Below are 24,833 nucleotides of genomic sequence, written 5' to 3' on the forward strand. Positions count from 1 at the left end.
TGGAAACGATGGGCAGTGAGGCAAAAGGGGTGATCGACAGAGTCGATATGTCTTTCGAATCTCTGATAAATCACCCGCTTTGTCTTTGAAATCGAGGGTCAATTCGCTGTCAGCTCTGTCTTGTTGGCGTCGTTTGCTATAGAGTCGAGCTGGCTAACTACTTCGGTAGAAAGATCGATTTCAGCTGCTTGGAGGTTTTCTCTAAGATGCTGCAAATTTGCGGTACCTGGAATTAGCAGAATATTAGGACTGCGTTGGAGCAACCAGGCTAAGGCTAGCTGCATAGGAGTAGTTCCGAGAGATGATGCCGTATTGTCCAGAACAGAAGACTGTAGAGGCGTAAATCCTCCGAGCGGAAAGAATGGCACATAAGCGATACCTTGCATCGCTAGCTCATCAAGAAAGCTGTCATCGTCACGATGTGCAAGGTTGTACAAGTTTTGCACGCAGACGACTGGAGCGATCTTCTGTGCCTTTCGGAGTTGTGTAGGCGTGATGTTGCTAAGACCAAGTTCCTTAATCTTTCCCTGTTCCTTGAGTTCGGCGAGAACTGAGAACTCAGCCTCTATTGGTCCATCTGCTGGAGCTGCTAGTCCCCCGACGCGGAGATTGACAATATCGAGAGCATCTACCCCGAGATTGCGAAGATTATCGTGTACTCCGTCGATTAGCTCCTGGCGCGAAAGAGCTGGCATCCAGGATTTGTCCTCTCCCCGTCGTGCCCCGACTTTGGTTACAATGACGAGGTCCTCGCGATAGGGATGAAGCGCTTCTTTGATGATCTGATTGGTTACATGTGGGCCATAAAAATCGCTGGTGTCGATGTGATTTACTCCCGAGGCAACCGCTTCGCGCAAAACTGCGATTGCTTGATCCCGGTCGCGAGGAGGACCCCATACGTGAGGTCCTGCCAATTGCATCGCCCCATATCCCATACGGCTAACCTTCATTGAAGTTCCAGGAAAGGTAAAGGTCCCGCCGAGATGAACTGATTGTGTCATGTTACTTTCCTCCGCTGCTTGCTCGCGTTTTTCGCGATCGGATATTAGATGAAGGAAACTTCAGGTTAGGAGTTCGCATTTGCCCCGTCAGCGGTCAATCCTATTGGAGCCTCGTAAATTGCCTGTTCAGGCACGTTCGAATACCAGTGTACAGTCAATCCTTGATGCAACTATTCAGGTTTTGGTTAGTGTAGGAAAAGAACGCTTGACGACGACTCGCGTAGCACATCGTGCGGGTGTGTCCGTCGGAACCCTCTATCAGTATTTCCCGAACAAAAGTGCACTTCTTCAGGCAGCCTTAAGAAGGCACCTTGAGTCGGTTGCGGACCTGATGGAGCAGTCCTGTGCTGAAGAGAATGGCCATACTCTCTTCGAAATGGTGACGAGAATCGTGGATGCCTTTCTTGAGATCAAGATGAAGGAATTGAAGACTAGCGTGGCGCTTCACTCCGTGATGTCCGATATAGAAGGAGCGAAGATTGTGCAAGACATTGCTAAACGGATCAATCGAGCGGTTGTTTCCGCACTCGCAACCGCTCGTGAGCCGCTGCTAAAGGATCCACAACTGGTAGCTGCGATGATTCAATCGGCGATGGTTGGGGTAAGTCGAAGACTCATTGAGTCTTCCTCTCCCGGGAGACATTATGAGTCGCTGAAAAGGGAGCTTGCAGTTATGATGCGCGCCTATCTCGAAACGTGTTCTTAGCAAAATGCATCCTTGAGTCTGGCAGGAAGCGCTTTCGACGAATATGCGTTGCCGGTATCCCGTCCCACGGTGATGCCTAATGTGGTTACTCTCTCCTTCGCGAATCAAAAACGCATTGAATATGATTCCGGGGGAAGCACGAGAGGTTTTGCCGTTTTTTCTTATTGCAGCAAGCCTAATTTTTTCGTAATTGTGCTGATTGTCCTCTTTTCTCCGATCAACGCTAGACCGAGATAATCGATTTCTTCCGGAGCACAAGCTTGCATTTCAGAAACAAATTCTTCGTAGTTCATTGTTCTCTGGGCAAAAGCGGGGCAATCAACCACCTCACAGCAGCTCGATCTAGCCTTCTCTCGAATAGTCTTTAGTTCTTCAGGCAATGCTGTGAGTACCGGAATTCCAATGCGTGTAATACCCGCGTGAGATATTCCAGAATTGTCGCTCCATTGAGAGCCTACAATTTGCGGATAACGTTGGCCAATTGTGATTGAAAGGATTGCACAGGCGTTTACTAAGCGACCTATGGGCAAGCCTCTCTGCATGATCAGAACACATCGCTCCGGGCAATGAAGCTGCGAAGAATGATCGCGAGATTTCAGATTTTCTTTGATGCAAGGAGCCGTATTTTGCTCTAGAAATGTATCCATGGACTATTTATCTCTCAAGAGACTCACGGTAAGCGCTGAAAATGAGGCAAGCTGGATGATTTCAGTGTTTTCTTCTGTTCGGAGCCTTAATTGACGATGCCTACAGACAAAAATGCGGTGATAGATGCTATCGACCGAAGAATTCTTCGTGAATTGCTCGCGAATGCCCGGATAAGTTTTAGAGATTTAGGGAACAAAATACATTTGAGCCCTAATACAACAGCAGAGCGCGTCCGAAAACTCGTCGTTTCAGGCGTTATTCGAGGTTTTCATGCAGATTTCGATCAAGCCAAGCTTGGCCAATCTCTTGAAGCATACGTAGATGTCCGCTTAAAGCCGGGAACCAGCGCGAAGATGTTCGAGACAGTAGCTATGAAATTCTCGAGTGTTCTCAGCATGACAGCAATGACAGGGGCACTCGACTTTCGTCTCCGAGTTGCCTGCAGAGATCAGACAGATCTGGTTCAGCTCATTGAAGTTCTTCGCTCGAAGGCCGGTGTACAGGAAACGAATACCTCACTCATTCTCGGAGAGACCATACGATGGACGTGAGGCTGAGGTGCGATCCGCGGGATACCGTAGTATGGGTCTAAATATTAGCCGTGGTCATTATCCTGGGAATGTGTAGAGTCCTCGGGCAGTAATTGAATCGTACAAATTTGAAGAAATAGAAGATTTACTTCAAGCAATTATTTGATGTAAGCTGAGGCGCGCTTTAGGAGCAAGAGAACTAGATGAAGAAGCTTGCAGGAAGATCTCTTTTAGGATACCTCTGTACCGTCATTGTTTTCCTGTCCATTGGTTGTGCTAAGCCATCGGAGTATAAGGCTCCGGTCGGTAAATTTCGTGATGCTTCCAATGTCGTAATTCAAGCCACCAAAAGCTATTTAACTGAGATCAATAAAGTAGAGCGCGACCAATACATTTATGAGCATGCCAGCAAGATGCAGCAAATACAGCTGCGTGAAATTGAGCAAGTTCAGGTTTTCAGTAAGGAGGGAATAGCCGCAAGGCTGAAGGCGCTCGATGAGCTGTCCGACTATACCGAACTGCTCTATCAGCTGGCCAATAGCAGTGCTCCTCAGAACATCAAAACTCGAGTATCTGATCTACAGAAGGCGATGACCAATCTTTCCGGAGAGATAAAGACACTGACGGGAGAAGATGATAAACAGTTTAGATCCGCTGCAGATAAAGTATTGCCGATCCTGGGTGATATCTTGCAGTCTTTCGCCGAACAGAACATCGAGAGTGCGTTGAAGAAAGCAGTCAGCGCTGGTTCCAGTCCTGTTAATGAGTTGATCGGTGCTATTGAGACTGATGCCCAGCTTGCCTACGAACGGAAGAGGACCCAGTATTCGGCCAGACGCGTCGCACTGATCGACCAGTACAATCAGGAATTTCAAAAGGGTACCGCGGCGAACTCGGAAAAACTAAAACAATATGCCGATGCTATCTCTGCAGGAGAAGATCGCTGGGAGAATTTCTTGACTGCCCGCCCCGTAGAAGGACTGGAGGCGATGAAAAAGGCAAACGACGCCTTAGTGAAATTCGCTGCTACTCCCAGGCCAAATATAACTGATCTGGCAACCTTCGTGGATGCAGTGGAGTCCTTCGCCGATACCGCTAAACGGGTTGGACAGGCAGTACAGAATTTGCAGAAATGATCACAAGAGAAACACTATGACCAAGTTGGAATTGATCCAAATGATTGGTGATGTTATTACCGAGATCGATGTCGCGCGTGGGAGCTTATTGCCCAATGATCCTAACCGCATCCGCCTGGACGATCTTCGTCTCTTGCTAGATGATCGCCAGCGGCAGCTTTCCAAGGCTGTATTTGACGAGAATGGCGAGAAGTTCCAGGAAGCAACGAAAAAACTGGCAGAAATAGATTCGCAAATCGAGGGCAGCATCAAGAAATTGGAGGATATGGAAGCTATCTTTAAAAACATTCAACGCTTCTTGGATGCGGTTACAACTACGTTGACGGCTATCGCGCCATTTGCTTAGTTCAAAAGAGCTTCAAAGCTGCTGGAGTCCTTCGATCAGGGTACCAGCTCCTCCCATTTCTGACGGCTATTGATGTATCAAGATATCTCTGGAGACAGGAAATGGACTACGCTTCGTTGTTTTCGTTCATGTCTCGTCACCGCTATGGAGTCGTTTCAAGTATTTCGAAAGGCGGGATTCCTCAATCGGCATTAGTTGGAATTGCCGTTACCCCGGCTTTGGAAGTCATTTTTGATACTGTGAAGTCCTCCCGGAAATATGCCAATCTTGTTGAGCGATCATTCTGCTCCTTTGTAATCGGTTGGGAGGGGGAGCAGACTGTTCAATATGAGGGCATAGCCGCAGCGCCGACAGGCGAAGATCTTAAGAAATACCAGGCATCTTATTTCTCTGTCTGGACAGATGGACCATCGCGTCAAGCTTGGCCTGATATCGTCTATTTTGTTGTTCGCCCACGCTGGATCCGTTATAGCGATTTCTCTCAGAATCCGCCTCGCATTGAGGAACTGACGATTGCAATCAACTAAAGCATTTTCCCAAGAGGTAGACCAGATCTCGAATAGAGTGCTGCGTCTTCAGCTATCGCGATCCAAATTCTGAAATAACAAGCGTCGCGACTACGGAAGTCGCGGAGCGAGACCTCTATTCTGGAGGCGGAGTTATTATGTTTCCAACGTTCAAAGCGGATAGCAACAGCCGTTCTGTTCCCCCTTCGCAAAAAAGCACGAAGGATAGGGCTCGACATGTTAGCGAGAGCCAGATGCGGCTCAAAACCTGTTTTGATCATTGTTAGAGGAGCCAGATTATGAAGCAAGCAGCGCTGGTACGTTTCGCTGCGGGAATTGCAGTGTTGGGGGCCCTTTCGTCGAGCATCTCGATTGCACAGCAGACGCAACAGGCAAGGTCTTTGCAGTTTGAAGTTGCTGCCATCAAACCGGGCAGCCCTCAGCTGGGGGTTAATTCGTCGTTTTCGAATGGTGGACCTGGAGGGCAATTTCGGATGGTGAATATGCCTTTAAGGCAGTGGGTAAAGATGGGACTATCCGTTAGGGATTATGCTCTGAAGTCACCCTCGTGGCTCGATACAGCCAGGTTTGACCTGGATGCAAGAGTGCCTGCCAACGCGCCTCCTAACCCAAACACCACAGCCGAAATGATGAAGGCGCTCTTGATCGAGCGATTTGGATTGAAATGGCATGAACAGATCCAGAGCGTGCCCGGTTATGAGCTGGTTCCCGATAAGAAGGTCTTGATCCAACCTGCAGGCACGTTGGAACGACTGAAGGGTTCTGGAACGAGCTCCGGTCCCGGGTTGATTGGTGGCACAAATGTGCCGATTTCAGAACTTGCGGGGGCGTTGGGAGAGATACTCGGAAGACCCGTGGTAGATGCGACACACCTTTCCGGTGTATTCAGTTTCAGGTTGGCTTGGCGTCCGTCTGACAATGCGACTGTAGCCGCGGAGCGTCAATATGGAACCGATGTCGACAACCTTCCTTCTGCCGTATCTACAGCGTTACGGGAGCAGTTGGGGCTGCGGCTTCAGAGTGCCAAGGTTCCATCGAAAGTTATCGTCGTGGACTACATGAATCGCCAACCTACCAAGAACTGACGTTCCCTTTGTTGGCCACATTGAGTGGCTGGTGGGTGTGTTCTGATGCGGGTGATCCACACGGGCCTATTTCCCGTGTGTGTTCTTCCCGCTTGTCGTCACAAATTATGAGTGAGGTGTAGTAGTAATCTCTACAAATTACTTGTATCAATTCCACGATGTAAAGATTGCCGCATCAGTGTTCGTTTTTGTAAATAACGCCGCCTTTCATCACGAACTTTACATCCTGAAGCAGACGTACATCTTCTAGCGGATTTCCCTTTAGTGCAATCAGGTCAGCCCACTTGCCCGGCTCCAGTGACCCGGTTTTCGTCGACCAACCCATCAGGTCGGCTGCATTGATTGTTGCTGTCTGTAGGGCAGAGAGTGGCGCCATCCCGAGTTGATTTACATAGACGTCCAGCTCGTGGGCGTTCAATCCGTGAGGATAGACTGCTGAGTCAGTACCCATGGCAATCTTTACTCCTGCCTGCATGGCCCGCTTGATATTTGCCTTTGCGACCGAGGTTACGTCCAGCATTTTCTGGTGATAGAAAGGCGGGAGCTTGCCTGATGTAATCTGCCAATCTTCGAGATAAAGTGTCGGGACCAGATAAGTACCGCGCTTTTTCATCTCAGAGATTGCGGCATCGTTAATGTAGCTACCATGCTCGATTGAGTCGACTCCGGCCAGAGCAGCCCACAAAATGCCCTGAGCTCCATGGGCATGAGCGGCAACTTTGCGTCCGAGACGGTGTGCATCGGTCACAATGGCCTGCATCTCTTCAAGCGTGTACTGCGAGGCTTGAGGATCGTCTCCCTTACTCAGTACACCGCCAGTAGCACAGATCTTAATTACATCTGCACCGTACTTGATATTTTGGCGAACCTTTTGCTGCACGGCGGAAATACCGTCAGCTACTCCCTCATCGGTCAGGTGATACTTGAAAGGAAGCAGGTTGGTGTCGCAATGGCCACCGGTAATACCCAGCGCCGGACCGCTCACCTGCATGTGCGGTCCCGGTACCTGGCCTGCATCAATTGCATCGCGAAGGTCTACATCTGTGTATGCACTGGCGCCTACGTTGCGTACCGAAGTGATCCCGGCCATGAGCGTTGTTCGTGCATTTACGACGCCTGAGATAGCCTCCTTTGCTTCGGTCATAGTCAACTCGTGGTAAGGGTCGAAATCCGGATTGAAGGTTATATGCGTGTGTACGTCGATCAAGCCTGGCATGACTGTCATATCACCCAGATCCACTATCTGGTCACCGGGCTGTACCGGTGCCGAACCCGAGGGCACAATGGACTGGATCGTATCACCCGCTACTACAATCGTCTGAGTGTCGCTTACCTTCCCTGTTTTTACGTCGAGCACATGACCCGCACGAACCAGGGTTCGTTTGGTAGCTCCTGTTGTTTGTCCTTGAACTTGCAATGGAGTTGCACAAATTGCAATCGACAGCAGAACACCTGTAGCTATTTGCGTCACATTCATTTTTGTTAATCTCCATGATCTGCCCTGATCAGCCCGGAAGAGGTTCCCGGATGTTTATAAAAAGGCAATTTTGCGCATTGTCTTATTGATTATGTGTTGATCGCAATCAAAAAATCAGGGGCAGTAACGTGCACCTGGGGCTTTCGTATAGATCGGAAGCGGGATTTACGTGGTTATGCCCGATAGCAGTAGGAACTCCATCGTTGACAGCGACAAAGGAATAACCCTACTTCATGGATTTCTATAGAAGATAACGAGACTTCGATGCCTTGGTCTGCCAAAAAATCGTGAAGGCCTCGTTCTTCCGCACATTTTGTAAATAACAGACAAAATGGGGGCCCAGCGCTTTGATGATAGGGCCCCTCATATCGATTTCTGGTCTACACCGAACCTTTAGATGTTCTCAGCGACGGCGGTGTGGATGCAGGCCTACTTGCTTGACTACAGTCTTGTGTTTAACTGCAGGTTTATGTTTGGCTACAATTTTTGTTTCAGGTGGTGGAGGGGGGAGTGGTGGCAGACCTGCCGCCGCAAGTAGGAGCTTATTAGCGGCGTTAAAGAGATTAAAGTGAGGGTTACCAGCTCCTTCCGTAGCGGCGAGAAAGATGGCCGTGTTGCGAGAGTGGCTGATAGCGATGTAGGTCGAGAAGCCAGCACCGCCGCCCGTCTTTTGGACAATGTGCGAAGGCGAATCGATCGGTAGAATATGGATCCAGCCAAGCCCTAGACCTGTTGGCTCGCCGGCACGATCTAGTCCTTTCTGGCTGACAAGACTCGATGGAACGATGTAGACAGATTGTGCGGCAGGGTCTTGCGCCGGAATTCCTGAGCCTCCAGTTCGGAGCAGATATTTTAGCCAAATAGTCATATCTGCGGCTGTGGAGTAGAGCCCGGAACTTCCAGCTGTGGGTTCCGTGACCGTGCAAGGACCTTCGTCGTGTGTGCCGATTAGCAAACGATGGCATTGCTCAACATTCGGAAAGAAGGTCGTATGCCACATGTGGAGCGGATTGAGTGTACGCTCGGAGAGCAACGCGGCGTATTGCTTGTGTGCGGCTGACTGGAGTGCATCGCCAAGTAAGTCGAAGGCCACATTTGAGTAAAGCGCCGTACTTCCAGGAGTGCTACGAAGACGCTGATTGGACAGCCATTGCCAACGCGTGCGGTGGTTCGGATAGGTGAAGTGTGGAGTCCCGGAAGGTGCATTGCCTATTTCCCTGGGGAGGCCGGAGGTATGCGTTGCAAGATCGGCGAGCGTGATGGACTTAACCCGTTCAGGTACAGCAATGCCGGAGGGAGCAAAGCGCTGGAGCGGATCGTCGAGTCGCACAGTCTTGTCTGTAACCAGTTTGGAGAGGAGGTCGGTGGTGAAGATCTTTGTCAGTGAGCAGAGCCTCAGCAACGAATCCTGGGTCGGAATCTGATGAGAGTTGGGTGCCGTTTCACCGTATCCGCGAAAAAAGACCTGATTGTCACGTACAACTATGAGAACCATTCCGGTGGAACCGGATTGAAGAAAGAGATCTGACCCGATAGCGCCCACAGTCTGGAGATCGGGAAGAGGCGCTCTGGAAGGTGCCTGTGCAAAGGCTGAGAAAACCGGTAGCGCGAAGAAGACGAGCAAAATGCGTAGAACAATAGAACAATTCATTTTTCTTATTTGTAAGCTCTAGAGTACAAGACCAAGCGATACCGTGAAGGCAGAAATACAGTTCTCCAATGCTGGCGTACTGAATCGAGCAACCCGAATGATTGAAACGAATATTCTCAGATCAACTCTTTTTTAGTAAGGCTTAATCTTCCCGAATGAGCTTGGACAGATTGAGTGCCAGAGCTCGTCTTATTGGAATGGCAGATGCCACAAGTCCAAGAGCGATCATCGTCAATATTGTTCCAAATAAAACTATCGGGTCCCATGTGTTTGCTTGATACACAATTTTCTGCATTAAATGGTTTGTCGTGATTGCCGCCAGAAGACCTAGCATCGATCCCATTATGAGGAGAATCAAGGGTCGTCCTAGAGCTGCATAAATCACATGAGCCTTGCGTGCGCCCAATGCCATGCGGATGCCTAATTCTTTCATCCGGCGGCTTACGCTATAGGCTGCCATACCGAAAATCCCGGTTACAGCCAGCATCGCCGCCAAAGCTCCCAAGATCCCGAGTGATACCGTTGCAGTCCTCGCCGGGAAGAGTAGCCAATCCAGCTCATCAGTCCAGCTTCGCAGTGTCAAAGGGACATTCGGTTCTACGCTGCCGAGTGTGTGCCGCAGTGCAGCTGCAATTTCGTTCGAAGTCAGTTTCGATCGAACTACAAGAGTCATCTCGCTATCTTTGTTCTGTGCCAGTGGTACGTACATTGCAGGCATTGGAGATTCCGCGAGATCGTGGTATTTCCCTGTTTCCGTTACCCCAACTACTTCCATCAGTTTGTCTTTGAGATAGAAGTGCTGTCCGATTGCCGGAGTGTTGCCCCACATCTTTTGTGCGAAGGTCTCATTTACGATTGCTACTGCTGGAGCGTCTGCAGTGTCATGCCAAGAAAAATCGCGTCCGCTCAAGAGCCGGGTACCGGCTGCTTTCATATAGCCAGGAGAGCTTGCATATAACCGACTTTCCAGTACGGAGTTTGTCAGAATAAATTCCGTTGTTCCGGGGCGGAAAATAGGTAGACCTTTTGCTCCTCCGCCGATTACCTGGGAGTTGATGATTCCTACCGCGGTGACCCCGGGGATGTTTCTGGCCGCTTCAATCAGCTCTTGCTGTTTCTCCAGTGCTGCATCGTCTGTTTGTTTTGCCTGCTTCAGGTCCATGTGAGCCAGCATTACGCCTTGAATCTCGACACCTAGAGGAACCTGTAGCGCCCGTACTATGCCACGTGCTGCGACAAGGGAAGCTGTTACCAGTAGTGTGCAGATTGAGATCTGAAGTCCTAGAAGGAGATCGCGCAGAGCAAAACGACGCAGATGTAGGGATTCCTCCGTGCCATTTTTCATCGTTTGCAAGGTGCTGCTACGCCATGCCTGGCGTGCAGGAATCATTCCTATCAGCAGTCCGCTTCCCAGTGTGAATATCAGAGCGGCTAGGTATACACGGGCATCTAGGTTAATTGGTGGATGCTGGCCGAGGAAACTCCAATGGTCAAGCATCCTCAGTAATAGGTAGGCACAAACCAGCCCCGCCGCTCCACCTATGAGCGATACCAGGATGCTTTCCGTAATGAGTTGCCGTATCAGGCGACTTCGACTTGATCCCAAAGCTACCCGAAGTGCCAACTCACGGCTGCGGTCTGCGGCGCGTGCGGCAAACAGACTGGCAAGGTTGGTGCAGGCTGCAGCCAATACTAATAATACGAGTGCGGTAAGCCCGAAGAGAAATCCGCGAATAGCCTCCCCATCGTCACCCATAAGCCCAGGATGGATGAGGCGCATTTCCTGCCCCTTATCTGTAAGTGGATATTCTTTTGCCAATTCGGCAGCAATTGCATTCAAATTCTCTGTAGCTTGTTGTTGGGTTACCCCTGATCTTAACCGGCCAATCACGGTGACCGTTGTAGATGCCCGGTTATGTAAGTGATCCCAACCGTCTACCTGATCCCCATTTGCCATGGGGATCCAGTAGTCGGGCCGGCGGAACTTTTCTGTTCCCTGGAACTCAGCGGGAGCGACGCCGATTACAGTAAAGGGCTGGTTGTTGAGTTCCACGCTCGTACCGATCACACCTGGATCGGCCTGAAATATGTTTCGCCACAAGGCATCGCTCAATACTACATAAGGAGCGGATCCCGCACCGTGCACGTCATCTAAATGAAAAAAGTGGCCTGCTTCTGCCTGTACACCCAACAGATCGAAATAATTCCCGGTGACCTCATATCCGGAGAGCGCCTTGATTGCATTTCCGTGCCAGCTAAGTCCTGCATTGGAATATCCGTAAAATCCAGCTATGTCACTGAAAGTTGTGTTTCTCTGTCGAATGTCCTCAAAGGCTGGATATGATGTCGTAAGTAGTCTTCCACTAACCCTTGTTTTGGGGCGAATCTGATAGAGATTCTCAGGATTCTTAACGGCCAGAGGCCGGAGCACAATTGCATTCAATACCCCGAAGACGATGATGTTCGCGCCAATACCAAACATCAGCGTAATGAAGGCTACGATTGTGAAAGATGGAGATTTGCGAAGTACACGGAGAGCATAGCGGATATCAAGCAACAGCGTTTCAAGGAACGGCAATCCTTTCTCTGAATGATAGTCCTCGCGAATTGTTTCTATCGATCCGAACTTTAGCTTTGCTTGCCGATGTGCTTCCTCGGGAGACATTCCGGAGCAGATGTAGTCTTCTGTCAGTGCCTCGATATGGCATTCAATCTCTTCTCGAAGCCGTTCATCGTTACGATGGCGGAAAGTGAAATTGAGAAGACGTGTGACTATCCGATTCGGCGTCTTCATGACAGATCCTGTGCCTTTACTGCAAAGAAGCGAGCGATGATTTCCGAAGTCTGCTCCCAATTGCATCTTTCGGCTTCCAGAAGTTTGGTCCCAGCACGCGTAAGCCGGTAGAAACGAGCTCGGCGGTTGTTTTCCGATGGCCCCCAATCCGATGCGATGGCTCCTTCTTGCTCCAGTTTCAATAAGACGGGATAGAGTGTGCCTTGATTGACCGAGAGCAACTCGCCACTGATCTGTTCGATCCGTCGAGCAATTCCATACCCATGTAATGGTCCCAAAACGTCCAAAGTCTTTAGTACCATCAGCGTAAGCGTTCCTTGCTGAACATCCCTCTTCTGTTTCATCTGTAGTGGCATTGCTTTCATTTGGTTACCAACAGGAGAATGACATAGTTCTATTGGGAAAGCAACAGGTAGACCTAAACGATTGATAGATTGATGGTTGTTCTTGTTGATTGGCAATGCCATGATGTGAATTTGCCTATGGTCGCCATTCTGATTGTCTTTGGGAAAACCAATTGCATCTCGGTCAAGATAGCATCACTTTAGGCAGGTTCCAGTGCTGCCAAACGCTCACCACTCGCAGCGCGAAGCAAGTAACTCCACCTAGCGTTGCCGCCCAGGCAGGCGGTAATCCCAACCTTCGACCAATGATCATGGCAGCAGCTCCAGCCATGGCTGCAGTAGCATAAATATCGGCGCGTAGAACCATGGGAATTTTCGCTAACAAAATATCTCTTAATGTACCTCCGCCAACGCCGGTTATGGTGCCCAATAGGATTGCAATGAAGGGATGCATCCGATGATCGAGAGCCTTCTCTGTACCTGCTACAGAAAACAACCCCAGTCCTGCCGCATCGAGTATCAGAATGACTCCGCTGGGAACCTCTTGAATAAGGTGGTGGAAAAGAAAGACCATTGCGGCACCCAGGAAGGCCATAGCTGCATAACGCCAATCACGTAGCGAACTCGGAGGAACAGCACCAATTAGAAGATCGCGAATAATTCCTCCAGCTAATGCGGTGGCAAACCCGAGTACCAGAAGACCCAATAGATCAAGGTTGCTGGTGATGGCAGCAGTGGCGCCTTCTATGCCAAACAGAATGGTTCCAGACAAATCGACAACCAATAATAGGTTTGTGGCGTGATCTTTCATCATGACCTCTCAGTGGTGCCCTATTTGATATCTGTGAGTTATAAGTCTTTACCTGCCAGGCGGATCCAGGTCAACACTGTACGGTATGCCGATCGGACAATGCGAAGATCATAGTAATGTGAAATATTGTGTAGGCGAAGCTTTTCTTGTTTTCTCTATTCGAGCGTTCCTGGAAAAGGCATGTTCGGAGGATATCTACAAGTCGCAGGAGTTGGCATTTTTATATACGAGAAAAGATGCGGATCGCATGACTGCTTTAAAACAATAATTTTCGGCGCAGATAGATTCTCGTTATATCCATTAAATCCTAGATGAGGAATAGCAAACATGGAAATCAAGAGAGTTGGCACACAGCCTTCCATCCAGGGATCTTCTGAGTGGTTTACGGGTACAGTGAGGATTGATCCATTGTTTCAAGCACCTGATCCGGCATTTGTGCAAGCAGCAAGTGTCACATTCGAGCCAGGTGCACGAACAGCTTGGCATACGCACCCGCTTGGCCAAACCCTTATTGTTGCTGCAGGCTGTGGCTGGGCTCAGCGTGAAGGTGGTCCTGTTGAGGAAATTCGTCCGGGTGACGTGATTTGGTTTGCTCCGGGAGAACGACACTGGCATGGGGCAACCGCGACAACAGCGATGACGCATATTGCCATTCAGGAGATGCTGGACGGCAAAGCTGTCAACTGGATGGAACATGTTACTGATGAGCAATACAAAAGGCTATAGCGCAGTTCTTTCAATATGCGTCAACGAGTCCGGAGTGTCTTTCTCAATTTGACATGCATTGAGGGGCGCACTTCCAATACATCTGACCATACAAAATCTACGATGGGGTAAAACACTTCCATCCTCCAGCTTGGTTGTCTCGCTATGTGTCTCAAGAACATTGGGCGAAGGAGAGTTGTAGGCTCAATTTTGTTACGTTCTCGTCTAGCTTCAGATTTCTTCTAGATTGGGGCTTCCTCCAGAAATGGCGAGTCTGCGTGCTTTGACATCACGCATCGGGGGCTGGCCGAAGAATCGGCTGTACTCGCGATTGAATTGACTTGCACTTTCGTATCCGACTTCGAAAGCAGCGCTCGCAGCATCCAGCCCCTCATTTATCATTCGTTCCCGGGCGACATGCAGTCGAAGATGCTTTTGGTATTGAAGAGGGCTCATAGCGGTGAGCGTACGAAAATGGTGATGCAAGGTGGAGACACCCATTTGTGCCATCGCAGCCAATTCATCGACGCGTAGCGGTTTTGCATAATTGACCCGGAGCCAGGAGACAGCTTTGGAGGTCCGTTGGCTCTGTTCTCCGAGGGTCGCAATAGAGCGTAAGTGCTTTCCTTGCGGACTTCGAAGTAGACGATAGGTGATTTCTCTCAGAATCAGATTGCTGAGGAAGGGAATATCTTGTGGAGTTTTCAGAAGGTCTATAAGCCGGGAGCATGCGTTTATGAGTTCGGCAGAAGCTGTACCCACAGCCATTCCGCAAGTATCGAAAGACTCTTCCGGCATATGAAGATCTTCCTGACTAAGTATTCTGCGAATCTCTGGTATTTCCAGCTTGAGTATCAAGCCGAGAATCGGTCTCTCTGGAGTTGCCGCGACGACCTGGCTGATAACAGGCAGATCGATTGAAGTGAGAAGAAAAGTCGATTCGTTGCAGGTATAGGTTGTTTTTCCTAGGGTGATGCGCTTTTCTCCCTGCAGGAAGAAAATCAGACTTGGTTCATATGTAGCTGAAGTACAGACACTAGGCTCGCTACGTCGATAGAGGCTCAAAGATGGAATCTTTGTCTCCTGTACTCCCTCGTCCTCTATGTAGGCAAGACATTTACGTACCAATTCCGCCCTGAGCTCCTCCAGGTGCGGTTGCGTTTTCCCGTTTGTCTGACTTTGTTTTGCCACCCCTCACTCCTCCAAAGACAGCCTATCGCCGAAATTCCGATTCTGTGTACAAAATTCTCCTGGGCAAGAGAATTAGGCAAGAAAAAGGAAGGATCAGGATATCGCTCTAGAGCGGCTTTTCCGTATTCTTGGGAACGAAAGAACGGCCAGGATGGCCACTGCAAGAACGGCCTACTCTAAAATTTTTCTGTAGACCATGCCGAACCCAAATGGCTTTCCAGTTCTGGCGGATCTTGCCCAACGAATTTTTGCTAAGAGGTTTACACAAATGTACAACGCGAAAGCTTATTCTGCCGCCAGTGCGACATCACCGCTAGCCACTGCTACGATTGTGCGGCGTGATCCAACAGAACACGATGTGCAGATCGAAATCCTTTTCTGCGGTATCTGCCACTCCGATCTTCATCAAGTGCGAAATGAATGGAGCGGAGTGATGCCTACTGTCTACCCCTGCGTTCCAGGGCATGAGATCGTTGGACGCGTTACAAAAGTAGGCTCTGCAGTGAGCAAGTTCAAACCCGGAGACCTCGCTGCGGTAGGGTGCATGGTCGATTCCTGTGGGACCTGCTCTGAGTGCAAGGTTGGACTTGAACAATTTTGCCCAAGCCTCACCCTAACCTATAACCTTCCCGACAAGCATTTGGGAGGTGTTACCTACGGCGGCTATTCCGACAGCATTGTTGTGGATCAGAGATTTGTGCTTCACGTCCCTTCGAATCTCGATTTGGCTGGAGTTGCTCCGTTGCTGTGTGCCGGAATTACTACGTACTCTCCGATGCGGCATTGGCAAGTAACCAAAGGTAAGAAGGTCGGAGTCGTTGGTCTTGGTGGATTGGGCCACATGGGTGTGAAGTTCGCTCATGCATTAGGTGCTCATGTTGTTGTCTTTACAACTTCGCCAAGCAAGAAAGAAGATGCACTCCGCCTTGGCGCCGATGAAGTTGTTCTCTCGCGAAATGCAGATGAGATGAATAAACATATGGGGAGCTTCGATTTCATCCTCGATGCTGTGGCCGCTGACCATGACATCAGTGCTTATATCAATCTGCTGCGACGCGACGGAAACATCACTTTAGTTGGGGCTCCGGAAAAGCCTCTCCCTGTCTCAGCTTTCGGACTCATCATGGGAAGGCGTAGTTTGTCCGGTTCTCCGATTGGTGGTATCCCCGAGACTCAGGAAATGCTTGATTTCTGTGGACAGCACAATATTACCGCCGATGTTGAAGTCATTCCGATTCAGAAGGTTAATGAGGCCTATGAGCGCTTGTTAAAGAGCGATGTGAAGTATCGCTTCTCGATTGATATGGCTTCTCTCAAATCTGAGTAGAGGTTAAATCTGACTGCGTTTTCGGTTGCAGCTTTGCTATCCATGGAAAAGGTCGTCAGCCGAAACGCAGTCAATAGTTAATAGTTGAAGGATACAGAAGTATGAAGAGTGAACCACAATCCACTGCGGCTCAAAGAGCTATAGGCGATTTTTCTCCGGAGCTTGTTCGCTTAACGGATGATGTCTTGTTTGGGGAAGTTTGGGAGAGGGCTGCTCTCTCCAGGAGGGACCGTAGCCTTGCGACAATTACTGCATTGATTGCTCTACGGGCTTCAGAACAGCTTCCTTTTCATATCAAGAAAGGCGCAGAGAACGGCCTGGAACAAGATGAGATCGTAGAGCTGATTACGCATATGGCTTTCTATTCGGGATGGCCAAGCGCGATGTCTGCAATTGCTGTGGCAAAGAAGGTCTTTGCAGAGATTGATTAATCTCCTCGCCGAAGGTGGATGTGTATTTCGTATATCCAGCCCCGCCGGTTGGTAGAGAAAGTAAGATATGAGCAAAAAAGTACTGATTCTTTCCTCTAGCCCAAGGAAAAAGGGCAATTCCAATACGTTATGCGATCAGTTTTTAGATGGAGCAAAAGCAGCAGCTCACGAAGTGGATCGTATATTTCTTGCAGAAAAGAAGATCAATTATTGCACTGGCTGTTCTGCTTGCAGTAGAACCGGGAAATGTGTGCAGAAGGATGATATGGCACAGATCCTCGAGCGCATGGTAACAGCCGATGTGATTGTCCTGTCCACTCCTGTTTATTTTTATACGATGTGTGCACAAATGAAGACCCTCATTGATAGAACGGTTGCGAGATATACGGAGATTTCCAACAAGGAATTCTATTTCATCGTTACTGCAGCGGACACTAATCAATCAGCTTTGGATCGGACAGTGGAGGGATTTCGAGGGTTTACTTCCTGTTTGCATGGCGCGAAAGAACGAGGGATCGTTTATGGTACAGGTGCCTGGAATATTGGGGATATTAAATCCAGTTCTGCTATGAAGCATGCATTTGAAATGGGAAGAGCTCTATAAGCTTCAGCGGCGCCAAGGGCAGCGGATTTCGGATTTACATCATAGGACGAGATCTTAAGAGTGGTGTTCGCCTCTCTACCGATGAATATTACCGTCCATCTTTCGTTGCTCTATGCCGATCGTCGCACAATGCACAAGGAGGGGAAATGCGGAAGCGCAAATTAGGTAACAGCAATCTGGAAGTTTCGGCTCTTGGACTTGGCTGCATGGGCATGAGCTTCTCGTATGGTGCGGTTCACGATAAGCAGGAGATGATTTCTCTTCTGCGCACAGCTGTGGAACGAGGCATCACGTTCTTTGATACTGCTGAGGTTTATGGTCCATTTACGAATGAGGAGTTGCTTGGTGAAGCGCTTTCTCCCGTTCGCGATCAGGTAGTAATTGCTACCAAGTTCGGCTTCAATCTCAAACCGGATGGGAGCCCCGGGTGGCAGGGATTAAACAGTCGCCCTGCGCACATCAAGGAAGTTGCAGAGGCTTCACTTAAGAGACTCAAGACAGATGTTATCGATTTGTTCTATCAACATCGTGTCGATCCGGATGTGCCAATCGAAGAAGTTGCCGGGGCTGTAAAGGATTTAATTCAGGAGGGCAAGGTAAAGCACTTTGGCCTTTCCGAGGCGGGTGTGCAGACCATCCGTCGGGCACATGCTATTCAACCTGTAACAGCACTTCAAAATGAGTACTCTCTTTGGTGGAGACAACCAGAAGTTGAAGTGCTACCCACACTCGAGGCACTTGGTATTGGCTTGGTTTCTTATAGTCCTTTAGGCAGGGGTTTCCTCACCGGCAAAATGGACGACAAGACCGAGTTGAGTAGTTCCGATTTCCGCAGTACTCTTCCTCGTTTTACACCGGAGGCCCGGAAGGCAAATCAGGTTTTGGTCGATTTGCTCGGTACCATCGCAAAACAGAAAAATGCTACACCGGCACAGATTGCTCTCGCCTGGATACTTGCCCAAAAACCATGGATTGTTCCAATTCCAGGTACGACCAGGTTGGAGCGTTTGGATGAGAATATGGGATCCGTTGCCATTGAGCTTACGTCGAGCGATCTCAACGAAATCAATACCGCAGTTTCAAAAATTCCGGTGCAAGGGAATCGCTATCCCGAGCATTTGGAAAAAATGACTGGCCACTAGACAGTTTCGTGTTTATTCGAAACATATTAGAAAACGCCAAAATGCCGGCTCAAAGGGAGTCGGCATTTTGGCGTTTGGGCCCAGCAGGCAATTTTTCTACTTAGCCCAATTGTGACTGTGGAGCTCTCCCTCTGTCGCAACTGTCGAAGGTCCGACAATTGAGTGCCCGAAGATAGACAGTTTCGAAAATCTCTGTGCTCCTCATCGAGAGGCGAAATCATCAATCTGCTGAAAAGAGGGAATTTATTGCTTTGAGTTGTAATACTCAATTTTGGCAGAACGCTTGCTTAGACTCCAGCAGATCGCTATGAGGCAACAAACGGCTCTGCGGAAACCCGGCCGTTTATTCCTACTCGAAAGGCACCTATGATGAACGATCCAACAAGAGAAAGATCGATGCTTGAGCACCCCTCCCGACGTAACTTCCTGGGCCTTGGTTCGGTAGCTCTAGCTACTGCAGCGTTTACCAGTCTGGCTGCTAATGCGCAAACTAAAGAAAGCACGCAGAGAGCAGAACACGATCATTCTATTAGTGACCCTGGCCAAGAGAATAAGGCGCTACTAGCTGAGAACCCGGATTCTAATAATCCGCCTCCGACAGATCATGGAGATGTGGGCCCCATCTGGTATTCCTTCGATCTTGTCAAGAAGCGTGTGCAGGAAGGCGGATGGACCCATGAAGTGACCGAACGTGTGCTTCCTTCTTCGAAAGATATTGCTGGTGTCAATATGCGTTTGACGACTGGTAGCTATAGGGAACTGCACTGGCACACTGCAGACGAATGGGCTTATGTACTCTACGGCCATGCTCGGGTTACGGTGATGAATCCCGATGGGACGATGTTTATCGACGATGTCGAGGAAGGGGATCTTTGGGTTTTTCCTGCCGGGTATCCGCACTCTATCCAGGGGCTTGGGCCTGACGGTACTGAGTTTTTACTTGTCTTCAATCAGGGGAACTTCTCTGAAGATGGCACTATGCTTCTTTCTCAGTGGATCGCTCATACACCACCCGAAGTGCTTGCAAAGAATACCGGACTCGATGCCAGTGTATTTGCCAAAGCTCCCCAGCCTCCGCTTTATATTTTCCCGGGAACAGTTCCCGGTTCATTGGAGAAAGATAGGGGTGAGATTGGTGGAAGTGCGGTAGCATCCCGGTATCAGTACACTTTCAAGATGAAGTCGATGACTCCGACGAAATCAAGCAAAGGTGGAAACGTACGGATCGTTGATTCCCACATATTTCCAGCTTCGAAGCATATAGCAGCTGCTTTGGTGATAGTAAAGCCAGGCGGCATGCGTGAACTCCATTGGCATCCTAACGCTTCGGAGTGGCAGTTTTACATCGCTGGAAAAGGGCGAATGACTGTTTATTTCCCTGTCGATAATGCACGTACCATGGACTTCAATGCCAACGATGTTGGCTACGTTCCCTCCAATGCACCGCATTACGTGGAAAATACTGGAGACACAGATTTGGTGTTTCTAGAAACCTTTGCAAGCGAAGAATTTATGGATGTCTCGCTCAATCAATGGCTGCGGCGTGTTCCCAGCGAAATGCTCAAGGCACACCTCAATATCGACAAGGATTTGGCACTTAAGATCCCCGCGGAAAAGTTGGCCGTCATTTAACAGCTGGTGAATGCTGCTTTTCTCCACCCTGCGGGCAATGATTTATCCGCGGGGTGGATACGCTCCCAATTTCTCCTCGTAGAGCCTCTCTTCCTCTCAAAGTCTTAACTTGAATCATAAATACCTTTCTGGCGAGTAGCTGACTTCCACCTGTTTTCAAGATCGCTTCAAAATCAGTTTTCCTGCCAACCGCGCCCAAACCAAATTAAGATTACCTGGCCTTCCTGTACCGGTCTTTTCCAGGGGCGTGGAACGATACAAAGAGATAATTGGCAACCCTGACGGGGATAGCTACGATGAATGTGGATTGGAGGATTAGCCCGTGGGAGGCACTGTTCAAGGTTGTAAGGTGGCTGTCGTTGACGACGATCAGAGAATTTGTGAATCGATCAACGATCTGTTGGCTTCCGCCGGCTTTTGTTCCAGGACTTTTAATTCAGCTGTGGAACTTCTCAAAAGCAATGAATTGAAGTCCCTATGCTGTCTTATCACGGACGTACGGATGGAGGGAACCAATGGATGGGAACTGCAGAGACTGGTAGCGGCGCAATATCCTGACCTTCCCGTCATTATTATCACAGCTCATCACGATGAGCAGGCGCGGCAACAAGCTTTGACCGCCGGAGCTTTTAGCTTTCTCTACAAGCCTTTCGATGGTGAAGAACTGCTGGAGATTGTAACTGCCGCTATAACCCGACCTTACGATATACACCAATCCTCATAGTTTGCCTGAAAAGGATGTTGAGATGCTTTCGAAAACTCTGATTGGATCAAGCAAGGCGTTCTCTTCTGTTATCGATGAAATCTGCATGGTCTCTCCTCTGGAATGCGCTGTATTAATTCAGGGCGAGACCGGGACCGGCAAAGAAGTGGTTGCAAGAGCAATCCATGACAATGGTGCACGCCGTGATAAGCCATTTGTCGCTATCAATTGCCCGGCAATTCCTGCAACGCTTCTCGAAAGTGAGCTTTTCGGACACGAAAAGGGCGCATTTACCGGCGCAATCACTCAAACGTCTGGCAGATTTTTTGCCGCTCATGGAGGCACACTTTTTCTCGACGAGATTGGGGATCTCCCCCTCGAATTGCAGCCTAAACTGCTGCGTGTTCTTCAGGAGCAACAGTTTGAACGCATAGGCAGCACACGCACTACGCATGTGAACGTCAGAATTATCGCCGCTACAAATCTGAATCTCCAGGAAATGGTCGATGAGAAGGCTTTCCGGGCGGATCTCTTCTATAGGCTGGCTGTGTTCCCGATTAAATTGCCGGCGTTGCGTGACCGCAAAGAAGATATACCCTCTCTTGTCCGCCATTTTGTAGACCGGCTTGGCCCCAGAATGGGTCGGCGAGTCGAACACATCCCCGCCGATCTTCTGGAGAGGTTGGGCCAATATCATTGGCCGGGTAACATCCGGGAGTTGCAGAATTTTGTCGAACGTTCCCTGATTACCTCTTCTGGGGACACTCTTATGCCCCGTCCCGGTGAGCTTCAGGCTCTTGTTACTTCATCTCAATATAGAGAACCGATTACGCTTGCCGATGCTGAGCGCGTACACATCGAGCGGGTGCTCAATGAAACAAACTGGCGACTCAGCGGAAGAGACGGTGCTGCTACCCGGCTCGGTATTCCTCGTACTACCTTGATCTACCGTATGCAAAAGCTGGGAATTTCGAGGGCACCAAGAATCCCTGCTGAACATATTCGCGCGGGCTCCAAGCTTCTTAAGATCCGCGAAGTTCCCAATGTATTTGCAATCAGTTGAAGGCAATCAGCTCCGTGATTTGTATCTGGATGGATATCGAGGAATGATTTTGTGGCACACATATTCAAACGCGATTTTCGTTTTGGGCTATGTACTCTCGTCGTATTCCTAGTCTTTACGAATATATTTCTCTCGGGACAGTCTCGTGAGCTGCAACCTTCAAGAGTTCTTCTTGAACCTCCGGAAGTACGATCACCGCTTATCTTGTCAGCTGTGACTGATCCTGCTACCGGAAAGAGTGCTTTTTCTTTCAGAGACAAGGAGATTCCACCGGTGATTCGTACCGTTCCTGGTGGCCGTATCCAGATCAGCTATGAAAACCGGATGTCAAGGATCTCGTCGGAAACCTGTGTTGATGGCGTTTGTCACAACATGACCAATCTGCATTTTCACGGTCTCCATGTTTCTCCTAATGCGCCTCAGGATGATGTCATAACCATGATGGCTATGCCTGGGGAATCGCTGCGCTATGTTGTGGAGATTCCATCGGATCAACCGCCAGGATTGTACTGGTACCACACTCATCCGCATGGAGAAAGCTATCAGCAGTCGCTTGATGGAATGTCCGGTGCAATTGTAGTTGATGGAATTGAACGCTACGTCCCCGAAGTTACTTCGATGAAGGAGCGGATTCTTCTTCTTCGCGATCTCGTGATTGGAGAAGGGGATCAAGCTTTACGTAGTACAGTGAATATTCCTGCCGGAAAATGTGGAACAGCCAAAGAGCAGCCAGAGCGCATTTTTACTGTCAATGGTTTGCTTCGACCAAAAATTGAAATTGCTGCGGGGGAGAAGCAATTCTGGCGAATTGTCAATGCCTCTCCTGATTTATACGCAGATCTCATGGTTGATTCCGTACAGATGAAGGTGATTGCTCTGGATGGTATGCCATTGGCCTTTCACGATCCTAATCGCAAGAATGAAACAGTACAGCATGTCCTCATCGCCCCGGCCGGCCGTGTTGAAGTAATCATTGAAGGACCGCCAACCGGAGCTAAAGCCTCATTGCGGAGTCTTTGTATCGACACCGGGCCTGATGGGGACCCAAACCCCGAAATGATTCTTGCCGATCTCGTGCAACCACAAATTCCAGCTAAGCGTGGCAGTCATCCTCAGCAGAAGATCTCAAGTCAAGTACAGCCGGTATACAAGATTGCTCCCAAAGAGATGATGGAAAAGCTGAAGAAATATGAGCCTAGTTTCTCGGTAGTATTTACCGAAGACAAAAAGGGTTTTTATATAAACGGCAAACGTTATGATCCGAGCGATGGGCCGATGGCGACAGTTACAGTCGGTGAATACGCACATTGGAGAGTCATCAATCACACTCACGAAATTCATCCTTTCCATATTCATCAAGTCCATTTTCTTTTTTTTAGTGAAAACAGCTCAGCCATTCCACAGCCGGTGTGGATGGATACCGTCAATGTCCCTTCGGAAGGAAGTGTCGATCTCATTATGGATTTTACTGATCCAATTATTCGTGGTATGTCTATGTTTCATTGCCATCTGTTGAAACATGAAGATAAAGGGATGATGGCCAAGATTCTCTTTCGCTGAAATCAGATTGCTCCGGGATGGTATTTAAGAGCAACTGTTTGGCAAAATATCGCAGGTTGTGACAGATTAATGATGCAGTCCCGTAATTCCGGGGCAGTACTTTACGAATGTATTCTCATCTTGATTGAACAAGAAAGATTCCAAGATGCAGGCATCTCAACCAGTCGTGTACGTGCTTGATGATGATCCACGGGTGAGGCAAGCTCTTACCAATCTTCTAGAGTCCGCCGGCTATCATTGTGTCGTTTTTGAGAGCGCGAAAGACTATCTGTCATTCAAGCGTTCCGATAAATTTTCCTGCCTCATATTAGACCTCGATATGCCTGGCATGAGTGGTCTTGAACTGCAGAAAGAGATCTCCGGTATGGAAGCACCACCGATTATCTTTCTGACCGGTCATGGGGACGTGCCTTCCTCTGTTAAAGCAATGAAGGCCGGAGCAGCAGAATTTCTCTTGAAGCCGTTTGATGAAGAAGAACTTCTTTGTGCTGTGAATTCTGCTTTTGATCTGGATCGTGAGCAGCGGCGCAGGCGCGATGAGCTTAGTGATCTGAAAAGGCGGTATGAATCTCTTTCTCCAAGGGAGCGTGCAGTTTTGCCTCATATCGTATCCGGTTTGCTGAATAAGCAGACCGCGGCTGAGCTGGGGAAAAGTGAGATTACCATCCGCGTTCAGCGCGCACAAATTATGAAGAAGATGGAAGCACAGTCTCTCGCCGATCTTGTCAAGATGGCAACCAAGCTGGGTATCGATTGATTGGCAATCCTGAAGCATTCCCCGCCGTAGTATAGAGCACAAACCACAAAGGTTTTACGCCGTTTTCTAGCGAAATCCGGGAGTCCGGCAAAACCATTTTCTCGAGGAGGCAACTCAACATCCTGCTTGCGAATTCCACTGCTGGCAATGCTTATCGCCGAGCTATCTCCGGAAGGAAATATTTCTTCTAACCGATACAAAGAGATAATTGGCACCCAACATTCTTCTCGGTAGGATCGATCCTGTTAAGCAATCTCGTCAGCTCCGGGAGGTTGTTGTGATTACTTTAGTCGAAAAAAGCTCTGCAGTCCGACACGCATGCTATGAAGCCTTAATCGCCGCCGGCTTTCATGTTTCGGTCTTCTGTTCTGTCGAGAGCTTCGTCAATACTGGCGCGCTTTTTGGTACAGATCTACTTATTATCGGAAAGGCAAGTACTCCGTTGCACGAATGCGAAGCATTCTTGTGGGCAAGCAAGGTGCGTCCGGAATTAAAGGCTTACTGTCTGAATGGGAGATGTAGCGATCTGCGATATTTGTCGCAGCTATGTGAAGAGGCCGTTTGGGCGGCTAACTCTGATGCATTGTCGATTGACATTCATCATCTTGCGGTTCCTCTGATACATGGATTAGCAAAGAGCACAATTCTACAGGACTAAAACT

25 protein-coding genes are annotated in these 24,833 nt (G+C 49.1%); 17 read left to right on the forward strand and 8 right to left on the reverse strand.

Translation table 11 applies throughout. The annotated features are described in order from the left end of the window. Positions 1-98: 98 nt before the first annotated feature. Positions 99-1,001: an aldo/keto reductase family oxidoreductase gene (locus tag AC6I7T_RS30590; protein ID WP_497795184.1), complete on the reverse strand. Its 903-nt coding sequence runs from the start codon at positions 999-1,001 to the stop codon at positions 99-101. Positions 1,002-1,119: 118 nt separating this feature from the next. Between AC6I7T_RS30590 and AC6I7T_RS30595 the strand changes: the two genes are divergently transcribed. Next, positions 1,120-1,707 (forward strand): TetR/AcrR family transcriptional regulator, encoded by a 588-nt coding sequence (locus AC6I7T_RS30595; RefSeq protein ID WP_497795185.1) that lies wholly within the window; start codon positions 1,120-1,122, stop codon positions 1,705-1,707. A gap of 161 nt (positions 1,708-1,868) precedes the next feature. On the opposite strand, the gene AC6I7T_RS30600 is transcribed toward AC6I7T_RS30595, so the two are convergent. Next, positions 1,869-2,354: a DUF2000 domain-containing protein gene (locus AC6I7T_RS30600; protein WP_497795187.1), complete on the reverse strand. Its 486-nt coding sequence runs from the start codon at positions 2,352-2,354 to the stop codon at positions 1,869-1,871. Between the two features lie 96 nt (positions 2,355-2,450). Here AC6I7T_RS30600 and AC6I7T_RS30605 point away from each other — a divergent pair, with 96 nt between their 5' ends. From AC6I7T_RS30605 to AC6I7T_RS30625, 5 genes are all read left to right on the forward strand, one after another. Beyond that, positions 2,451-2,906 carry an Lrp/AsnC family transcriptional regulator gene (locus AC6I7T_RS30605; RefSeq protein ID WP_497795188.1) on the forward strand — a complete coding sequence of 152 codons (456 nt, stop codon included), beginning with the start codon at positions 2,451-2,453 and terminating at the stop codon, positions 2,904-2,906. A gap of 182 nt (positions 2,907-3,088) precedes the next feature. Next, positions 3,089-4,021, forward strand: coding sequence for a hypothetical protein (locus tag AC6I7T_RS30610; RefSeq protein WP_497795190.1), 933 nt, complete (start codon positions 3,089-3,091; stop codon positions 4,019-4,021). Positions 4,022-4,037: 16 nt separating this feature from the next. Beyond that, positions 4,038-4,367 (forward strand): hypothetical protein, encoded by a 330-nt coding sequence (locus AC6I7T_RS30615; RefSeq protein WP_497795192.1) that lies wholly within the window; start codon positions 4,038-4,040, stop codon positions 4,365-4,367. Between the two features lie 101 nt (positions 4,368-4,468). Beyond that, positions 4,469-4,894 carry a pyridoxamine 5'-phosphate oxidase family protein gene (locus AC6I7T_RS30620; RefSeq protein ID WP_497795193.1) on the forward strand — a complete coding sequence of 142 codons (426 nt, stop codon included), beginning with the start codon at positions 4,469-4,471 and terminating at the stop codon, positions 4,892-4,894. Between the two features lie 278 nt (positions 4,895-5,172). Continuing rightward, positions 5,173-5,979, forward strand: coding sequence for a TIGR03435 family protein (locus AC6I7T_RS30625; protein ID WP_497795195.1), 807 nt, complete (start codon positions 5,173-5,175; stop codon positions 5,977-5,979). A 175-nt stretch (positions 5,980-6,154) separates the two neighbouring features. Here the strand turns inward: AC6I7T_RS30625 and AC6I7T_RS30630 are convergent, their stop codons facing one another. The 5 genes from AC6I7T_RS30630 to AC6I7T_RS30650 all read right to left on the reverse strand — a co-directional run bounded on the left by AC6I7T_RS30630 (position 6,155) and on the right by AC6I7T_RS30650 (position 13,059). Then, positions 6,155-7,456, reverse strand: coding sequence for a metal-dependent hydrolase family protein (locus tag AC6I7T_RS30630; RefSeq protein WP_497795196.1), 1,302 nt, complete (start codon positions 7,454-7,456; stop codon positions 6,155-6,157). Between the two features lie 403 nt (positions 7,457-7,859). Continuing rightward, entirely contained in the window at positions 7,860-9,107 is a 1,248-nt protein-coding gene (gene ampH, locus AC6I7T_RS30635) for a D-alanyl-D-alanine-carboxypeptidase/endopeptidase AmpH (protein ID WP_497795198.1), read from the reverse strand. Between the two features lie 142 nt (positions 9,108-9,249). After that, complete coding sequence (locus AC6I7T_RS30640) at positions 9,250-11,901, reverse strand: ABC transporter permease (RefSeq protein ID WP_497795199.1); 2,652 nt, start codon at positions 11,899-11,901, stop codon at positions 9,250-9,252. Continuing rightward, positions 11,898-12,245: a PadR family transcriptional regulator gene (locus AC6I7T_RS30645; RefSeq protein WP_497795201.1), complete on the reverse strand. Its 348-nt coding sequence runs from the start codon at positions 12,243-12,245 to the stop codon at positions 11,898-11,900. The genes AC6I7T_RS30640 and AC6I7T_RS30645 overlap by 4 nt, the downstream gene beginning before the upstream one ends. Before the next feature lie 184 nt (positions 12,246-12,429). After that, the gene (locus AC6I7T_RS30650) at positions 12,430-13,059 is read right to left on the reverse strand and encodes a trimeric intracellular cation channel family protein (protein ID WP_497795202.1); all 630 of its coding nucleotides are present in this window, start codon (positions 13,057-13,059) and stop codon (positions 12,430-12,432) included. Between the two features lie 324 nt (positions 13,060-13,383). Between AC6I7T_RS30650 and AC6I7T_RS30655 the strand changes: the two genes are divergently transcribed. Further along, positions 13,384-13,782 carry a (R)-mandelonitrile lyase gene (locus AC6I7T_RS30655; RefSeq protein WP_497795203.1) on the forward strand — a complete coding sequence of 133 codons (399 nt, stop codon included), beginning with the start codon at positions 13,384-13,386 and terminating at the stop codon, positions 13,780-13,782. 210 nt (positions 13,783-13,992) lie between these two features. On the opposite strand, the gene AC6I7T_RS30660 is transcribed toward AC6I7T_RS30655, so the two are convergent. Further along, entirely contained in the window at positions 13,993-14,952 is a 960-nt protein-coding gene (locus tag AC6I7T_RS30660) for an AraC family transcriptional regulator (protein WP_497795205.1), read from the reverse strand. A gap of 268 nt (positions 14,953-15,220) precedes the next feature. Between AC6I7T_RS30660 and AC6I7T_RS30665 the strand changes: the two genes are divergently transcribed. From AC6I7T_RS30665 to AC6I7T_RS30710, 10 genes are all read left to right on the forward strand, one after another. After that, on the forward strand, positions 15,221-16,279 hold the full coding sequence (locus tag AC6I7T_RS30665; RefSeq protein ID WP_497795206.1) for an NAD(P)-dependent alcohol dehydrogenase: 1,059 nt from the start codon (positions 15,221-15,223) through the stop codon (positions 16,277-16,279). Positions 16,280-16,380: 101 nt separating this feature from the next. Then, on the forward strand, positions 16,381-16,710 hold the full coding sequence (locus AC6I7T_RS30670; protein WP_497795207.1) for a carboxymuconolactone decarboxylase family protein: 330 nt from the start codon (positions 16,381-16,383) through the stop codon (positions 16,708-16,710). A 67-nt stretch (positions 16,711-16,777) separates the two neighbouring features. Then, entirely contained in the window at positions 16,778-17,314 is a 537-nt protein-coding gene (locus AC6I7T_RS30675) for a flavodoxin family protein (RefSeq protein ID WP_497795208.1), read from the forward strand. Between the two features lie 146 nt (positions 17,315-17,460). Further along, a complete protein-coding gene (locus AC6I7T_RS30680; protein ID WP_497795210.1) occupies positions 17,461-18,456 on the forward strand; it encodes an aldo/keto reductase in 996 nt (331 codons plus the stop codon). 396 nt (positions 18,457-18,852) lie between these two features. Continuing rightward, positions 18,853-20,088, forward strand: coding sequence for a cupin domain-containing protein (locus AC6I7T_RS30685; protein ID WP_497795211.1), 1,236 nt, complete (start codon positions 18,853-18,855; stop codon positions 20,086-20,088). A 322-nt stretch (positions 20,089-20,410) separates the two neighbouring features. Next, positions 20,411-20,812: a response regulator transcription factor gene (locus tag AC6I7T_RS30690; protein ID WP_497795213.1), complete on the forward strand. Its 402-nt coding sequence runs from the start codon at positions 20,411-20,413 to the stop codon at positions 20,810-20,812. Positions 20,813-20,834: 22 nt separating this feature from the next. Beyond that, positions 20,835-21,854, forward strand: coding sequence for a sigma-54 interaction domain-containing protein (locus AC6I7T_RS30695; protein WP_497795214.1), 1,020 nt, complete (start codon positions 20,835-20,837; stop codon positions 21,852-21,854). 372 nt (positions 21,855-22,226) lie between these two features. Then, on the forward strand, positions 22,227-23,414 hold the full coding sequence (locus AC6I7T_RS30700) for a multicopper oxidase family protein (RefSeq protein ID WP_497795543.1): 1,188 nt from the start codon (positions 22,227-22,229) through the stop codon (positions 23,412-23,414). Between the two features lie 145 nt (positions 23,415-23,559). Continuing rightward, a complete protein-coding gene (locus AC6I7T_RS30705; RefSeq protein ID WP_497795216.1) occupies positions 23,560-24,171 on the forward strand; it encodes a response regulator transcription factor in 612 nt (203 codons plus the stop codon). Positions 24,172-24,448: 277 nt separating this feature from the next. Next, positions 24,449-24,829 (forward strand): hypothetical protein, encoded by a 381-nt coding sequence (locus AC6I7T_RS30710; protein ID WP_497795218.1) that lies wholly within the window; start codon positions 24,449-24,451, stop codon positions 24,827-24,829. The last annotated feature ends 4 nt before the right edge of the window (positions 24,830-24,833 follow it).

The organism is Humiphilus diazotrophicus (assembly GCF_059726315.1).

What these genes read in the sequence shown, in the direction of transcription:
- AC6I7T_RS30590 (WP_497795184.1), bottom strand. Translation starts at nt 1,001, where the DNA reads ATGACACAATCAGTTCATCTCGGCGGGACCTTTACCTTTCCTGGAACT.
- AC6I7T_RS30695 (WP_497795214.1), top strand. Translation starts at nt 20,835, where the DNA reads ATGCTTTCGAAAACTCTGATTGGATCAAGCAAGGCGTTCTCTTCTGTT.
- AC6I7T_RS30640 (WP_497795199.1), bottom strand. Translation starts at nt 11,901, where the DNA reads ATGAAGACGCCGAATCGGATAGTCACACGTCTTCTCAATTTCACTTTC.
- AC6I7T_RS30605 (WP_497795188.1), top strand. Translation starts at nt 2,451, where the DNA reads ATGCCTACAGACAAAAATGCGGTGATAGATGCTATCGACCGAAGAATT.
- AC6I7T_RS30645 (WP_497795201.1), bottom strand. Translation starts at nt 12,245, where the DNA reads ATGAAACAGAAGAGGGATGTTCAGCAAGGAACGCTTACGCTGATGGTA.
- AC6I7T_RS30680 (WP_497795210.1), top strand. Translation starts at nt 17,461, where the DNA reads ATGCGGAAGCGCAAATTAGGTAACAGCAATCTGGAAGTTTCGGCTCTT.
- AC6I7T_RS30665 (WP_497795206.1), top strand. Translation starts at nt 15,221, where the DNA reads ATGTACAACGCGAAAGCTTATTCTGCCGCCAGTGCGACATCACCGCTA.
- ampH (WP_497795198.1), bottom strand. Translation starts at nt 9,107, where the DNA reads ATGAATTGTTCTATTGTTCTACGCATTTTGCTCGTCTTCTTCGCGCTA.
- AC6I7T_RS30630 (WP_497795196.1), bottom strand. Translation starts at nt 7,456, where the DNA reads ATGAATGTGACGCAAATAGCTACAGGTGTTCTGCTGTCGATTGCAATT.
- AC6I7T_RS30610 (WP_497795190.1), top strand. Translation starts at nt 3,089, where the DNA reads ATGAAGAAGCTTGCAGGAAGATCTCTTTTAGGATACCTCTGTACCGTC.
- AC6I7T_RS30700 (WP_497795543.1), top strand. Translation starts at nt 22,227, where the DNA reads ATGACCAATCTGCATTTTCACGGTCTCCATGTTTCTCCTAATGCGCCT.
- AC6I7T_RS30670 (WP_497795207.1), top strand. Translation starts at nt 16,381, where the DNA reads ATGAAGAGTGAACCACAATCCACTGCGGCTCAAAGAGCTATAGGCGAT.
- AC6I7T_RS30685 (WP_497795211.1), top strand. Translation starts at nt 18,853, where the DNA reads ATGCTTGAGCACCCCTCCCGACGTAACTTCCTGGGCCTTGGTTCGGTA.
- AC6I7T_RS30705 (WP_497795216.1), top strand. Translation starts at nt 23,560, where the DNA reads ATGCAGGCATCTCAACCAGTCGTGTACGTGCTTGATGATGATCCACGG.
- AC6I7T_RS30625 (WP_497795195.1), top strand. Translation starts at nt 5,173, where the DNA reads ATGAAGCAAGCAGCGCTGGTACGTTTCGCTGCGGGAATTGCAGTGTTG.
- AC6I7T_RS30600 (WP_497795187.1), bottom strand. Translation starts at nt 2,354, where the DNA reads ATGGATACATTTCTAGAGCAAAATACGGCTCCTTGCATCAAAGAAAAT.
- AC6I7T_RS30655 (WP_497795203.1), top strand. Translation starts at nt 13,384, where the DNA reads ATGGAAATCAAGAGAGTTGGCACACAGCCTTCCATCCAGGGATCTTCT.
- AC6I7T_RS30620 (WP_497795193.1), top strand. Translation starts at nt 4,469, where the DNA reads ATGGACTACGCTTCGTTGTTTTCGTTCATGTCTCGTCACCGCTATGGA.
- AC6I7T_RS30615 (WP_497795192.1), top strand. Translation starts at nt 4,038, where the DNA reads ATGACCAAGTTGGAATTGATCCAAATGATTGGTGATGTTATTACCGAG.
- AC6I7T_RS30650 (WP_497795202.1), bottom strand. Translation starts at nt 13,059, where the DNA reads ATGATGAAAGATCACGCCACAAACCTATTATTGGTTGTCGATTTGTCT.
- AC6I7T_RS30675 (WP_497795208.1), top strand. Translation starts at nt 16,778, where the DNA reads ATGAGCAAAAAAGTACTGATTCTTTCCTCTAGCCCAAGGAAAAAGGGC.